This window comes from Paraliobacillus salinarum (assembly GCF_014083865.1).
Classification (GTDB): Bacteria; Bacillota; Bacilli; order Bacillales; family Amphibacillaceae; genus Paraliobacillus; species Paraliobacillus salinarum.
Genome location: NZ_JACEFA010000003.1, coordinates 50,169 through 65,273, shown reverse-complemented (window position 1 = coordinate 65,273; position 15,105 = coordinate 50,169). Strand labels below are relative to the sequence as shown.

At 34.8% G+C, this 15,105-nt stretch carries 15 protein-coding genes; 8 read left to right on the top strand and 7 right to left on the bottom strand.

The window, feature by feature from the left end:
- Nucleotides 1-99 precede the first annotated feature (99 nt).
- The 3 genes from HP569_RS04375 to HP569_RS04365 are packed head-to-tail and all read left to right on the top strand — an operon-like array spanning nt 100 to nt 4,146.
- Entirely contained in the window at nt 100-942 is an 843-nt protein-coding gene (locus tag HP569_RS04375) for an MIP/aquaporin family protein (RefSeq protein WP_182199945.1), read from the top strand.
- Nucleotides 943-973: 31 nt separating this feature from the next.
- Nucleotides 974-2,464 (top strand): glycerol kinase GlpK, encoded by a 1,491-nt coding sequence (glpK, locus tag HP569_RS04370; protein WP_182199944.1) that lies wholly within the window; start codon nt 974-976, stop codon nt 2,462-2,464.
- Between the two features lie 29 nt (nt 2,465-2,493).
- Complete coding sequence (locus HP569_RS04365) at nt 2,494-4,146, top strand: glycerol-3-phosphate dehydrogenase/oxidase (RefSeq protein WP_182199943.1); 1,653 nt, start codon at nt 2,494-2,496, stop codon at nt 4,144-4,146.
- An 89-nt stretch (nt 4,147-4,235) separates the two neighbouring features.
- Here HP569_RS04365 and HP569_RS04360 read toward each other — a convergent pair whose 3' ends face one another.
- The 3 genes from HP569_RS04360 to HP569_RS04350 form a co-directional block, all read right to left on the bottom strand.
- Nucleotides 4,236-4,358 carry a YjcZ family sporulation protein gene (locus HP569_RS04360; protein ID WP_182199942.1) on the bottom strand — a complete coding sequence of 41 codons (123 nt, stop codon included), beginning with the start codon at nt 4,356-4,358 and terminating at the stop codon, nt 4,236-4,238.
- A gap of 197 nt (nt 4,359-4,555) precedes the next feature.
- Complete coding sequence (locus HP569_RS04355) at nt 4,556-5,410, bottom strand: Cof-type HAD-IIB family hydrolase (protein WP_182199941.1); 855 nt, start codon at nt 5,408-5,410, stop codon at nt 4,556-4,558.
- Nucleotides 5,411-5,531: 121 nt separating this feature from the next.
- Entirely contained in the window at nt 5,532-6,035 is a 504-nt protein-coding gene (locus HP569_RS04350) for a hypothetical protein (protein ID WP_182199940.1), read from the bottom strand.
- A 515-nt stretch (nt 6,036-6,550) separates the two neighbouring features.
- On the opposite strand from HP569_RS04350, the gene HP569_RS04345 reads away from it, so the two are divergent.
- Nucleotides 6,551-8,026 carry a potassium/proton antiporter gene (locus tag HP569_RS04345; protein WP_182199939.1) on the top strand — a complete coding sequence of 492 codons (1,476 nt, stop codon included), beginning with the start codon at nt 6,551-6,553 and terminating at the stop codon, nt 8,024-8,026.
- 57 nt (nt 8,027-8,083) lie between these two features.
- Here the strand turns inward: HP569_RS04345 and HP569_RS04340 are convergent, their stop codons facing one another.
- Nucleotides 8,084-8,284, bottom strand: coding sequence for a cold-shock protein (locus HP569_RS04340; protein ID WP_017471671.1), 201 nt, complete (start codon nt 8,282-8,284; stop codon nt 8,084-8,086).
- Between the two features lie 293 nt (nt 8,285-8,577).
- Here HP569_RS04340 and rlmN point away from each other — a divergent pair, with 293 nt between their 5' ends.
- The 4 genes from rlmN to HP569_RS04320 all read left to right on the top strand — a co-directional run bounded on the left by rlmN (nt 8,578) and on the right by HP569_RS04320 (nt 13,562).
- Nucleotides 8,578-9,636: a dual-specificity RNA methyltransferase RlmN gene (gene rlmN / locus HP569_RS04335; protein ID WP_182199938.1), complete on the top strand. Its 1,059-nt coding sequence runs from the start codon at nt 8,578-8,580 to the stop codon at nt 9,634-9,636.
- A 155-nt stretch (nt 9,637-9,791) separates the two neighbouring features.
- Complete coding sequence (locus HP569_RS04330) at nt 9,792-9,962, top strand: hypothetical protein (protein ID WP_182199937.1); 171 nt, start codon at nt 9,792-9,794, stop codon at nt 9,960-9,962.
- A 244-nt stretch (nt 9,963-10,206) separates the two neighbouring features.
- Entirely contained in the window at nt 10,207-11,904 is a 1,698-nt protein-coding gene (locus HP569_RS04325) for a glycoside hydrolase family 13 protein (RefSeq protein WP_182199936.1), read from the top strand.
- Entirely contained in the window at nt 11,901-13,562 is a 1,662-nt protein-coding gene (locus tag HP569_RS04320; protein ID WP_182199935.1) for a glycoside hydrolase family 13 protein, read from the top strand. Before HP569_RS04325 ends, HP569_RS04320 begins: the two co-directional genes overlap by 4 nt.
- Nucleotides 13,563-13,620: 58 nt before the next feature.
- On the opposite strand, the gene metA is transcribed toward HP569_RS04320, so the two are convergent.
- From metA to HP569_RS04305, 3 genes are all read right to left on the bottom strand, one after another.
- Nucleotides 13,621-14,529, bottom strand: coding sequence for a homoserine O-acetyltransferase MetA (gene metA, locus HP569_RS04315; RefSeq protein WP_182199934.1), 909 nt, complete (start codon nt 14,527-14,529; stop codon nt 13,621-13,623).
- A gap of 138 nt (nt 14,530-14,667) precedes the next feature.
- Nucleotides 14,668-14,805: a YvrJ family protein gene (locus HP569_RS04310; RefSeq protein WP_182199933.1), complete on the bottom strand. Its 138-nt coding sequence runs from the start codon at nt 14,803-14,805 to the stop codon at nt 14,668-14,670.
- 60 nt (nt 14,806-14,865) lie between these two features.
- Nucleotides 14,866-15,078, bottom strand: a complete 213-nt coding sequence (locus tag HP569_RS04305; protein WP_182199932.1) for a DUF2922 domain-containing protein — start codon at nt 15,076-15,078, stop codon at nt 14,866-14,868.
- Between the last annotated feature and the right edge of the window lie 27 nt (nt 15,079-15,105).

Below are 15,105 nucleotides of genomic sequence, written 5' to 3'. Positions count from 1 at the left end.
CTATGTGGACTTTTTTATGGTCTCTCAAATAAAATTAGCTTGGGTGCTTCATTACCTTGAAAATGGGGTAAAGTCAAAATAAACTGAGGGGTGAGCTAAATGTCGGAGTTTATTGCTGAATTAATTGGAACGATGATACTTATTATTTTTGGTGGCGGTGTTGTAGGTGGCGTAGTTTTAAAGAAATCTAAAGCGGAAGGTGCAGGTTGGGTACTCATAACTATTGGATGGGGCTTAGCTGTTGCGATGGGAGTTTATGCTGTCGGAAATGTTTCCGGTGCGCATATTAATCCCGCAGTAACTTTAGGATTCGCTGCTATTGGTGAATTCCCATGGGAAAAAGTTCCGATGTATATTAGCGCTCAAGTAATTGGTGGTTTCATCGGTGGAGTAATTGTGTTTTTTCAATATTTACCACATTGGAGAGAAACAGAGGATAAAGGCGCAAAGCTAGCCGTATTTTCTACTGATCCAGCTATAAAAAGTACACCATCCAATTTTGTTAGTGAAATGATAGGTACATTCGTATTAGTGATGGGGTTGCTATTCATTGGAGCTAATCAGTTTACGGAAGGTCTAAACCCAGCAATTGTCGGCTTACTTATTATAGCAATTGGAATGTCTCTCGGAGGAACCACTGGTTATGCAATTAACCCTGCCAGAGATTTAGGTCCAAGAATTGCCCACGCTGTTCTTCCGATATTCGGTAAAGGTTCATCAAATTGGGGATACGCATGGATACCTGTATTCGGTCCAATTGTAGGCGGCGTATATGGTGCTGTTTTCTATAATGCAATTTTTATGGGAGAAATATCTATGCTATTTTGGATAATGTCAGCTGTGGTATTAATTATACTAGGATTAGCTTTAGCTAAAGAGTTAAATAATAATAAGTCAACTGCAAAATCAGTTACAATATCTTCAGAAGAAGAAGCAGTATAAATTAATAAATTTATTTTGGGGAGGAAGTATCATGGAAAAGTATATGTTATCAATTGATCAGGGGACAACTAGTTCAAGAGCGATAATCTTCAATAAAGACGGTGAGATTGTTGGAATAGGTCAAAGAGAGTTTGAACAATTTTTTCCACAAGCTGGTTGGGTTGAACATGATGCAAATGAAATCTGGACATCTGTATTAGCTTGTATTGCTGAAGCACTAAGAAAAGCAGATATTGAACCGAAGCAAATTGCTGGTATTGGTATTACGAACCAACGTGAAACAACAGTTGTTTGGGATAAAGAAACAGGTAAGCCAATATATCAAGCGATTGTGTGGCAATCTAGACAAACAGAAGAAATCTGCCGTGAATTGCGAGAAGCAGGTTACCAAGATACTTTTCGTAATAAAACAGGCTTGTTAATTGATCCTTACTTCTCAGGTACAAAAGTAAAATGGATATTAGACAATGTAGAAGGTGCTCGTAAAAAAGCAGAACAAGGAAAACTGCTATTCGGTACGATCGATACTTGGTTGATTTATAAATTAACAGGAAATAAAGAACATGTTACCGATTACACTAACGCATCAAGAACACTTATGTATAACATCTACAATTTAGAATGGGATCAAGAACTCTTAGATATCTTAGGCGTTCCCAAAAGCATGTTACCAGAAGTGAAATCGTCTTCTGAAATTTATGGTGAGACAGTTGGATATCATTTCTATGGTGAGAATGTACCTATTGCTGGAGCGGCTGGAGATCAGCAAGCAGCATTATTTGGTCAAGCGTGCTTTGAAAAAGGAATGGTGAAAAATACTTATGGTACTGGTTGCTTTATGCTTATGCACACAGGGAACGAACCAGTAAAATCTGATCATGGTTTACTTACTACGTTAGCATGTAGTTTAGATGGCGAAGTAAACTATGCTGTAGAAGGTAGTATTTTTGTTGCAGGTTCTGCGGTGAAGTGGTTAGTGGATGGACTGCGAATGTTTAATAAAGCTAGTGAATCAGAAAGTTACGCAACACATGTCCAATCAACAGAAGGGGTATATTTCGTTCCAGCATTTGTTGGATTAGGAACACCTTACTGGGATAGTGACGCTCGTGGAGCAGTATTCGGCTTAACAAGAGGTACTACAAAAGAACATTTCGTTCGTGGAACATTAGAATCGATTGCATATCAAACGAAAGATGTTTTGCTTGCGATGGTTGAAGATTCTGGTATAGATGTAAAAACGCTACGTGTAGACGGCGGGATGGTTGCAAATGACTTCCTAATGCAATTCCAAAGTGATGTATTAGATGTTCCGGTTGAACGACCTAAGGTAACTGAAACAACAGCTTTAGGTGCAGCATATTTAGCTGGTTTAGCAGTAGGTTATTGGGATAACAAAGATAATATAACCGAGCAGTGGCAAGTCGATCATAAGTTTGATAGTAAAATGGCAGGAGAAGAACGAGCAAAACTATATAATGGTTGGAAAAAAGCAGTAAAAGCAACTAGAGAATTTAAGTAATTACAGATGTTCATAAGGGGGACAACAAAATGACCTTCTCAAGTTTACAAGAAGATCGTCAACAAATGTACCAACAAATGCAGTCGAATAAATTAGATTTAATTGTTATTGGTGGTGGCATTACAGGCGCGGGTATCGCGCTTGATGCTGTTACTAGAGGGTTGAGGGTAGGACTATTAGAAATGCAGGATTTTGCTGCAGGAACTTCTAGTCGTTCTACTAAGCTTGTCCATGGAGGGCTACGTTATCTAAAACAGTTTGAAGTGAAGATGGTAGCTGAGGTCGGAAAGGAACGAGCAATTGTTTATGAAAATGGGCCACATGTAACAACACCCGAATGGATGATGCTACCTTTCTATAAGGGCGGTACGTTCGGACCGTTATCAACAAATGTTGGTTTGCGTGTCTATGACTTTTTAGCAGGTGTAAAAAAATCAGAACGAAGAAAAATGCTAAGTCGGGAACAAACAATTAATTATGAACCTACGTTAAAAGAAGATGGCTTAAAAGGTGCGGGATATTATGTAGAATATCGAACAGATGATGCTCGACTAACAATAGAAGTAATGAAGAAAGCTGTAGAGAAAGGGGCACTTGCATTAAATTATGCAAAAGTGTCTAATCTATTGTATCAAGATGGGCGTGTAGGTGGAGTAGCTGTTGTTGATCAATTAACTGGTGAAACATATGACATTAAAGCAAGCCATGTTGTTAATGCTGCTGGTCCATGGGTAGATGATATTCGAGAAAAAAACAAATCGAAAAAAGGAAAAACATTGCGTTTAACGAAAGGGATTCATCTTGTCTTTGATCAATCACGTTTTCCGCTAAAGCAAGCTATTTATTTTGACACTCCAGATGGTCGGATGGTGTTTGCTATCCCAAGGGAAGGTAAAGTATACGTAGGTACGACAGATACGGTTTATGAAGGTGATATTTCCCATCCAACAGTAACGAAATCTGATCGTGATTATGTGTTGAATTCTATTGCATTTATGTTTCCGGATCAGAAAATTTCTGTCGATGATATTGAATCTAGTTGGGCCGGCTTACGTCCGTTAATTGCTGAGGAAGGTAAGGACCCCTCCGAGATATCTCGAAAAGATGAAATTTTCGAATCAGATACTGGACTTGTTTCTATTGCAGGTGGAAAATTAACAGGTTATCGCAAAATGGCAGAAGATGTGGTAGAAGTAATTTGCGATAAAATAGTGAAAGAAAACGGAATTATGTATGATAAAAGTAATACGAAACACCTGCCTATATCTGGTGGTGACGTAAACGGATCTGAAGGATTTGAAAAATATAAACAGGAACAGATATTAAAAGGAGAAGAACTTGGCCTAACGAATGATCACGCTGCTATGCTTGTTCAACGATACGGTTCAAATGTACCAGTGTTCTTAGATTATTACCAGCGTGCATTGGCACAAAAGGATATTTTAGATCCTGTGACTTCTGCGATGCTACAATATAGTATTATGCACGAAGCGACCTGTAAACCAGTCGATTTCTTTATTCGTAGAACAGGCGCATTGTTCTTTGATATCAATTGGGTCAAAGAGAAAAAAGAAGCGGTTATTAATAAAATGAGTGATACATTCAGTTGGTCTAATCAAGCGAAAGAACAATACACACAGGAATTAGACCAGTTATTATATGAAGCAGACCATGCAGTTTAAATCCACAAAGTTGTATGTGGTAATCGAGTAAATAGAAAAAGTGGCAAAAAGAAATAAATTTTCTTTTTGCCACTTTTGCTTAATTGATTTTAATAAAAAGATGCACCGACAATGATTAACAAAATAAATAAAACTACAATTAACGCAAATCCACCACCAGCACCATAACCATAACCTTGTTGTGGAGGGCAGCAACCGCCATAGTAACCCATATTTTTTCACCACCTTACTGTCTTGACTACTATAATCTATGTAAGGTATCCGTTTGTGTTGCGGGCGTATGTCTATATTTATGGAATTACTGTTCTTGAATTGATCAGTCTTGATAAATATGTGTTACTTGCTAAAAAAAGATCGTATGAAAGCTTATGTTACTCATAAACATGTTACATTGTTGAATTAATAAAAGTTAGGATAATCGTTTCTCAATTGCTATAGCGACACCATCTTCACTATTTTTCGCTGTAATTGTTTTACAAGCATTCTTAATTGCTTGGTCTGCATTTCCCATTGCTACACTGTGTCCTGCGACTTCTAGCATGGAAAGGTCATTGAAATTGTCTCCAATGGCCATTACATCTTTCATATCAATATTTTTCTCTTCCGCATATAATGATAAAGCAATACCTTTTTGCGCGTCCGGATGATTGAACTCAAGGTTGTCATGCCCTGAAGAAGTTATAACAATATTATCTTTCTCAGTAAATGTCGCTCTAATTTGATCTAGAATGTCTGCTTCTAATGAAAAAGCTAAAGCCTTATAGATATCGATAGACTCGTCATCAATGACCGATTGGAAATCAGTAACTACACTAAAATCTTCTTCCTGAAAACGTAATTCTGCACGCTTTTCTATTTCTTCTTGTGACATGGTCGGATTGGCTGATAGCATAATATTAACCATCACTTCAACAAATTGTGAGCGATCAGGTGAAAGTACACCTTTATTTGTATATAATTCAAAATATATTTCGTTGGATTGACATTGCTCTACAACTTTACGACTTGAGTGTTTGGAAAGTGAAATACTTTTTAAATTTTCCCCAAGTACATTGTACATGCTTGCTCCGTTTAAGCTTATGATTGGAAGGTTTAATCCTACTGCTTGAATTGCTTTGTTTGCTGATTGATAGGATCTACCTGTTGCTACAACAACTTGAACGCCTTGTGTCATAGCTGTCTTTAATGCTTGTGCGTTTCTTTCGCTGACCTCGCCATTTTCATTTAATAATGTTCCATCTAAATCTGTAGCAATTAATTTCATGTATGATATGACTCCTTATGTAATAATTTCTATTTATTTTAAGCATACACAAGAAGTAATGCACTTGCAATTATTGCATGCGTCCTTGTGTATGCACATTTTTAAGATTGGCGAGGAAATGCTATTCTTTCTTATTCAAATCAATCGTTGAACCAAGCATATCAGACAACCAAGCTGATTTATTTTCATCATTCATTACATCTTTCATCAAGTCCATCGCGTTATTTGAGAAGTCTGGATTACTAAGCATTTGTTCCATCATCTGTTTTGTTTCCTTTTGCTCCAATAACTTTTTCAAAAAATCATTGACTTGTGAATCTGTCATTTTGCTACATACTCCTTTCAGTGGGTCACTTGTAATAAAACCTTTTACTTTCTTTAGAATAGCTTGCATCTTTTCTTGAACTGCTGGTTGTTTCAGCGCATTGAGAATCGCTTCAAATTTATCAATTTCGGACGTATTTAACCCTTTTTTATTCCATTCATTGCGTAATTCCTCAATAAATATGGCTGAATGATTTTTGTTTCTATTAATAGATTGATCCGTTGTTTTATTAGAAGATGGTTTAATTTGCTCGAACTTTCCTTTGCTTATTTTTTTTAAATGAATTACTTGGTGTTGCAAGAGAATACACCTACCTTCTTTGATTTACTTTATATATACGAAGATTTTATAAAATAGTAAGTGTACTAGTCTATAAGTGATGCAATATATGCTTTTACCTATACTTTAATAGTTTCAACTGTGTACTTATATTAATTTTAAAAGATACTTTATGTTGGTCTATACTTTCTAAAAACAATTTCATAAATTATTATTGTGAGGCCGCACAAATTCGCTTTGGTTTGGGGGGATCGCAATGGCAATTATTGCTGCTTTAGCTTTGTTTTTCTTTTGGTTCTTTATCTTTACACCAATCATTTTAATAATCGCCGTACTAGCTTTATTAGGAATTTAATCTAGTTAAAAAGGGTGCTGATAGAACAGTACCCTTTTTCTATGGTTGAGCGTGCTAGTTAATTATTCTACTGCTTTACGATATAATAGATAGAAGAAAAATTGTATAGTCTCATTTTCAATTAAGGTATTTTACCTTATTCAATCTATAAATTTTATTATATTAAAAAAGGAAGGGATACATGTTCACACAAATTGTTCAAACTGATGCGTTTATATTATTTATTGCTATACTATTTATTGCGGGGGTGATTACAACAAAGCTCTCTGCAAGGTTAGGCGTTCCTGCGCTTGTATTGTTTATCGGGATAGGTATGTTGGTAGGTAGCGATATACTAGGGATTATCTATTTCGATAATGCTCAAATCGCCCAAGCTATCGGTATATTTGCTTTAATTGTTATATTATTTGAAGGTGGTTTACAAACGAATTGGAGTAATTTAAAACCTGTGATTAAACCAGCTTTGTCATTAGCGACATTAGGTGTTCTCATCACTAGCGTATTAGTTTCTATTGCCGCAAAATACATACTATCTGTTGATTGGGAAATTGCTTTATTATTTGGTGCTATTGTTGGATCAACAGATGCTGCTGCTGTGTTCGCTGTTTTAAAGGATCAACCAATTCAAAAAAGATTAGGTTCCACGCTTGAGGCTGAATCTGGTTCAAATGATCCAATGGCAGTATTTTTAACTGTTGCTCTAATCGAGTGGATTACTAATGCAAATACAAATATTTTACTATTGTCACTAACGTTCTTCCTTCAAATGGGATTGGGGCTATTATTTGGTGTAATATTAGGAAAAACTTCTGTTGCTGCTATCAATCGAATTAATTTAGATTCTAGTGGGTTGTATCCTATTTTTGCAATATCATTCGCCTTATTGACTTACGGGATTACCTCATTCTTCAATGGAAGTGGATTATTAGCTGTTTATATTCTTGCTATTATTATTGGTAATGCGGATATCGCATATCGTTATTCCGTATTTCGTTTTTCTGAAGGTTTTGCGTGGGTAATGCAAATATTAATGTTTGTTATACTAGGATTACTTGTTTTTCCTTCCGACCTATTCACGCTTGAAGTGATTTTACAAGGTGTAATTATTTCTGCTATTTTAATGATTGTAGCACGTCCAGTTGCGGTGTTTATATCTACATTTAACATGGGATACAAGATTAGTGAACGAATTTTTTTATCATGGGCTGGGTTAAAAGGAGCTGTTCCAATTATTTTAGCCACGTTTCCTATGCTTGCTAATGTAGAAGGAAGCCAGCAAATTTTCAATGTTGTCTTTTTTGTTGTATTAACTAGTTGTCTGATTCAAGGAACAACAATTACTGTCTTAGCTGATAAATTAGAGCTTTTCGGTCCGAAGAAATCGATGCCAATTCATACATTAGAGCTTATCGCATTAGGAAAGGCTAAGGCTGAAATGATTGAGTATGAAATGGAAGAAGAAGCAATCATTAATGGAAAGACATTAAATGAGATTTCATTCCCTGAGCATACTTTAGTTAATGCGATTATTCGAGACCAAAGCTTGATCACGCCTTCAGGTGATACTGTAATTCAATCAGGGGATTTTTTGTATATTTTGACATCACGAGATAATAAAAAAGCGTTACAAAGGTTATTGAATAAGAAAAAACAGTAAAAATGGTAAAAAAAAATACCAGTCAAGAGACTGGTATTTCTTATTTAAAAGCTGTTATTAGTTTTTTTCAACGTTAGCAGCTTGTGGTCCGCGGTTACCTTCTTCGATATCGAATGTTACGCTTTGACCTTCTTCAAGTGTTTTAAAGCCTTCGCCTTGGATTGCAGAGAAGTGTACGAATACATCGTCTTGTCCTTCAACTTCGATAAATCCAAATCCTTTGTCTGCGTTAAACCATTTAACTGTACCTTGTGCCATATTACTTTTCCTCCTCGTGTGGTCGATCCACACAATGTATTACTATTCTTGCTCATGCATCAAAACGAAACCTTTCACGTTGCAAGTTACTTGAAGTGTTTTGTCGAACAAAATAGCTACGTTCATTATAACAACTTGATTTAAATAAAGCAAACTTTTATTTAAAAATTTTTTTTAGTATTGCGAGAATATTAACTAATTACGGAATAACACTTGATAGATCAATGGATTCTAGGTACTATAGGAAAGGAAATTATTTAAAAAATTTTAATTTAACTGAGTGAGGGTTCATCATGATTGAAAAGATTTCTATTTACGGTTTGACAAAGCCACAATTAACACAATGGCTTGAGGATAATGGACAAAAAAAGTTTCGAGCAAAGCAAGTTTGGGACTGGTTATACAAAAAGAGAGTAAGAACATTTGATGCAATGCATAATTTAAATCAAGAGTGTACCGATCTTTTGAAAAATAATTTTTATATTGAAACTTTAGATGAAGAGATCAAACAAGAATCAAAAGATGGAACCATTAAATTTTTATTTAAGCTAGCAGATGGTAACTTAATTGAAACTGTACTAATGCGTTTTTCTTATGGATTATCTGTATGTGTAACAACACAAGTAGGTTGTAATATTGGTTGTACATTTTGTGCTAGTGGGTTATTGACTAAAAATCGTGATTTAACAAGTGGGGAAATTGTTGAGCAAATTATGAAAGTTCAACACCATCTAGATGACAAGGGAAAAGAAGAGCGAGTTAGTCATATTGTTGTCATGGGAATAGGAGAACCGTTTGATAATTATGATCATACAATGAATTTCTTGCGAGTCGTTAATGATCAAGACGGACTTTCTATTGGCGCACGTCATATTACGGTCTCTACTAGTGGTTTAGCTCATAAAATTCGTCAATTTGCAGATGAGAATATTCAAGTAAACTTAGCAGTATCACTACACGCTCCGAATGATGAGCTAAGAACGAGAATTATGAAAATTAATAAAGCATTCCCAATTAAAAAGTTAATGGATGCAATTGATTATTATTTAGAGAAAACAAACCGTCGTATAACATTTGAATACATTTTGTTAGATGATGTAAATGACCATAAAGAGGAAGCGTTAGAACTTGCAAAGCTGTTAAAGGATAAACGTCATTTATCGTATGTTAATTTAATACCTTATAACCCGGTTGAAGAGCATAATCAATACAATCGTAGTCAAAAGAACGCTATTCTAGGTTTTTATGAAACATTACTAAAAGAAGGAATAAATTGTGGTGTCCGCGTTGAACAAGGCTCTGATATTGATGCAGCTTGTGGGCAATTGCGAAGTAAACAAATGAAGAAGTAAATAATCTGTTTGTTCATACAGGTGTTGGTGAAAATTTTTGATGAGTGAATGTTAGCTTATTGGGAAGATATTCACCAGCACCATTTTTTGTAGATAAGTTAACTATGTATTACATAGGGATATGAATAGATATTAAATACGAAAGGGGTGATTGAATGGAAACGTTCGGGAGAGGCTGTTTGTATATTATTATTGGTATGGGGGTGTTGTTTTTCCTTGCCATAATTACGAGCAGTCATATTAATATTCCTTTTATTATTTTCATACCACTTGTTGTATTAGCTTTTTATATCGCTAAAAAGAAAACAGATGAAAAAAACAAGTGAAATATAGAACGCGATATGGTTTAAATAAATATCAATAAGTAACAGATAGATAAAGGTCATTTGACGATCTTTATCTATTTTTGTGCAATCGATTGCGTCATTGTTTAAAAATGATCTTAACCTTTTTGAGGTTAGGGTATATTTTAGATTGAATATAAATGCTCTCTGTGCTAAACTTTAATCAAGTTTAGTGCAAACGGTTTCCTAAAATAAAATGATGCCGTTAACAATGGAGGTGCATAGGATGGAATGGTGGAAAGAAGCGGTTGTTTATCAAATATATCCTAGAAGCTTTAATGATAGTAATGGGGATGGCATTGGTGATTTGATAGGAATTACTCAAAAATTGGATTATTTAAAAAAATTAGGAGTAAATGTGTTGTGGATATCACCTGTCTATCAATCTCCAAATGACGATAATGGTTATGATATAAGTGATTATTGCGAAATAATGGAAGAGTTCGGGACGATGTCAGATTTTGATCAGATGCTAAAAGAGGCGCATAAGCGTGACATTAAAATTATGATGGACCTCGTTGTAAATCATACATCAGATGAACATCAATGGTTTGTTGAGTCTCGATCATCAAAAGAAAATCCATATAGAGATTATTATATTTGGAAGAAACCTAATGAAGATGGCACACCTCCCACGAATTGGGGAGCTGCATTTGGTGGAAGTGCTTGGCAGCTTGACGAGGGAACTGGTGAATATTATTTACACTTGTTTAGCAAAAAACAGCCTGATTTAAACTGGGAAAATGAAAGCGTGCGACAAGACATATATAAGATGATGTTGTATTGGTTAGACAAAGGTGTAGACGGCTTTAGAATGGATGTCATTAATATGATTTCAAAAGACCAACGTTTTCCTGAAGGGGAAGATCACGGTGGAACATATGGAGATGGCTCCCCTTATTATATGAATGGACCACGTGTTCATACTTTTCTTCAAGAAATGAATCAACAAGTATTAAGTAAGTATGATGCAATTACAGTTGGAGAAATGCCTGGTGTTGACGTAGAACAAGCAAAACGATATACAGGAAATGATCGAAACGAGTTAAACATGGTTTTCCATTTCGATCATGTTGATATAGGAAATGGAAAGTTCGGAAAATGGACACCTGAGCGATGGAATTTAACAGAACTAAAGCGTATTTTTTCTAAATGGCAAAAAGGGCTTGAACATGATGGATGGAATAGTTTGTATTGGAGTAATCATGACCAACCAAGAGCAATCTCAAGATTTGGTGATGACTCCTCATTGTATAGAGAAGCATCAGGGAAAATGCTTGCAACTTGTTTGCACATGATGAAAGGAACACCATACATTTATCAAGGGGAAGAAATAGGAATGATAAATGCAGCATTTAATAAAATAGATGATTATCGTGATATTGAAACATTGCATGCCTTTTCTGATTTTCAAGAAAATGGACTATTATCAAAAGAACAATTAATGTTTGCCATCCATAAAAGAAGCCGGGATAATGCCCGAACACCGATGCAATGGTCAAACACCAAAAATGCAGGCTTTACGACTGCAGTTCCATGGATACCAGTTAATCCTAATTTTCAAGAAATAAATGCAGAAAAAGCATTAAACAATAATGATTCTATTTTTTATTATTACCAAAAATTGATTCAATTAAGAAAACAATACCGTGTTATTGTGAATGGATCTTATGAATTAATTCTTGAAGATGATGAACAAATTTATGCATATACTAGAAAGTTAAATGAACAGCTACTTCTTGTGATATGTAATTTTTCTAAAGAAAAGGCATTGTTTCAGTTACCAAAGAAAATTCAATACACGAATAGCGAGTTAATCATTGCAAATATGGATATAGATGTGGATGCGTGTATTGAAGAAATTAAATTAAAGGCTTATGAAGCTCGTGTATATCATCTCAATGTATTGGAGGAGCAAGCATGACAAAACAGTGGTGGAAAGAAGCGGTGGCATATCAAATATATCCAAGAAGCTTCATGGATTCGAACGGTGACGGAATTGGAGATATTAAGGGGATTATTTCTAAATTAGATTATTTGAAAGATCTTGGAATTGATGTCATTTGGATTAGTCCCATTTATCAATCGCCAAATGATGATAATGGTTATGATATTAGTGATTATCAAGCGATAAGTCCTGAATATGGAACTATGGATGATTTTGATGATTTACTTCAGTTAGCGCATCAAAAAGACATGAAAATTATTATGGATCTCGTTATTAATCATACATCAGATGAGCATCCTTGGTTTATTGAATCAAGATCATCAAAAGAGAGTCCGTATCGTGATTACTATATTTGGCGTGAGGGAAAGAACGATAAAGAACCAAGTAATTGGGAATCTATTTTTGGTGGGTCAGCTTGGGAATACGATGAACATACGAAGGAATATTTTTTGCATGTATTTTCGCGAAAGCAGCCTGATTTAAATTGGGAAAATCCACAAGTTCGTGCAGACTTATATAAGATGGTAAATTGGTGGTTAGATAAAGGTATTGATGGTTTTCGTGTAGATGCAATTTCTCACATTAAAAAAGCAGAAGGATTTCCAGATATGCCAAATCCGAATAATCTTGACTATGTGCCTTCGTTTGATGGACATATGAATCAACCTGGTATAGATAAATTTTTAAGCGAATTTGTTGATAAGACCATACGGAATTATGATGTGATGACAGTCGGTGAAGCGAATGGTGTTGAGTTGGAAGCTGCCGAACAATGGGTAGGTGAAGAAAATGGATATTTCAATATGATTTTTCAATTCGATCATTTGGATTTATGGGGTAAAAGTACTGCTGGAAAATTAGACATTCAGAAATTGAAAGAAGTATTAACCAAATGGCAAAAAGGATTGGAGAATGTTGGGTGGAATGCGCTGTTTTTAGAAAATCACGATCAACCACGTTCAGTATCTACATGGGGAAATGACAAAGCATTAAGGAAGACTTCTGCAAAAGCATTAGCGACCCTGTACTTTCTAATGAAAGGTACCCCATTTATTTATCAAGGGCAAGAAATTGGTATGACTAATGTTAAGTTTGAAAGTATAGATGATTACAATGATGTAGCAATAAAGAATTTATACAAGCAAGAAAGAAGAGCAGGTAAAACGCATGATGAAATAATGAAAGTAATATGGAAAAATGGTCGTGATAACTCAAGAACACCAATGCAATGGTCGAATAAGGAATATGCTGGTTTCACTACACACAATCCATGGATGAAAGTTAACCCGAATTATGGTGATGTTAATGTAGCTGATAATTTGTCTGATCCAAATTCCATCTATCATTATTACAAAAAATTAATTGCATTACGTAAATCATCAGAAACACTTATTAATGGACAGTATGATTTGGTGTTAGAAGATCATCCAAACGTATATGCTTATATTAGATTCGACGAGAACCATAAATATTTAATACTAGTTAATATGTTTGAAAAAAATACCACTATTCAATTAGACCAAGATATAAAAATGGTAGATGCTATGTTAATTCTGTCTAATTACACTGTTTCTACTTGTGCGAATGAAATGATTTTACGTCCATATGAAGCGAGAGTTTATCAAATTCGCTAAAAAGCTATAAAAAACCATCATTCATAAAGCATGAATGATGGTTTAAAATAAAGTTTGGTTATTCCCACTTAAACGGTGTTTCTTGATATACATAGTAATTTAACCAATTCGAGAATATGAGATAAGCTTGTGATCGCCAACGGTTAATTGGTGCATGATTAGGGTTATCTTCTGGAAAGTAGCCTGTAGGTAAATGACTATCTAAGCCACGATTTAAATCACGATTGTATTCCTCGGCCAATGTATCCGCATCATATTCAATGTGACCAGTAATCATAATATGTTTTTCATCTTTGGATACAATTAAAAAAGGTCCGGCTTCCTCTGAGTAATCTAATGCTACTAAATCAGGATGTCCAGTAACATCATCGAGTCTTATATTTGTATTTCTTGAATGTGGTGCTAAGAATTGGTCATTTATCCCCCGGACTAACTTAAGGGTTGGCTCTGTTAATTCATGATTAAAAATACCACTAAGCTTTTGAGAACGTTCATTTTTATCAATGCCATAATGGTAATATAAGGCCGCTTGAGCTCCCCAACAAATATGCAATGAAGAAGTAACATGTTTTTTTGACCACTCCATAATTTCAGAGATCTCTTGCCAATAGTCGACCTCTTCAAACGATAAATGTTCTACAGGAGCACCAGTAATAATCATACCGTCATATCGTTTTGTTTTTATATCATCAAACGTTTTGTAAAATTGTTTGAGATGTGAGTCGGTGACGTTTTTTGATTGATAGCTTTGCGTATGAATAAAATCAACATGCACTTGTAGTGGTGAATTACTTAGTAAGCGTAACAACTGTGTTTCTGTGCGTTCTTTTTCAGGCATGAGATTTAGAATAACGATATTTAATGGACGGATGTCCTGTGTCGTCGCTCGTTCGGAATCCATTAAGAAAATATTCTCTTTCTCTAATATACTTCTAGCTGGTAATTGTTTTGGAACATTAATAGGCATATGATGAACCTCCATTACTTTTCGAGACTTTGTATTATTATAGCTATGATCAGAAAGAAGAGCAACTATTCTAACTATTTAAATAAATAATAATAAAAACGCTATTTTCAATTAGGAGGAAGAAAATAGCGTTTTCACTTATTTAAGTCTTTCTGGTAAGGATAATATTGATTCAATTAAAGTGTTTAATTTGTTTTCAATTCTGTGTAATAAATAGAAAGTTACAGCAACAGGAAATCCAATATCAGTTATAATTGATATCCAAGTATCCTCCATAAAAAAACTCCTCTCTAACAATAATGGAAAGAAAGGAGCGTATTTCAGCTCCCTTATAGATTAAATGTTAATATCTGTTACATGGCGCTCTACGATTCTTGCACCCTTTTTGCTTACAAGATTGCCATTGGATGAATAGATTGCTTGTTGCGCAAGGATTTGATCCATTGCATTATTTATAGCTACAGCATCAACTGGTTCTTTTGGTGAATCGAGCGCAATCGTTACTGTTTTGTCCTGTTCATCAATGAATTTCAATTCAAGACGTTTCATTTGTACCCTCCTTTCTTTTTACTGAAG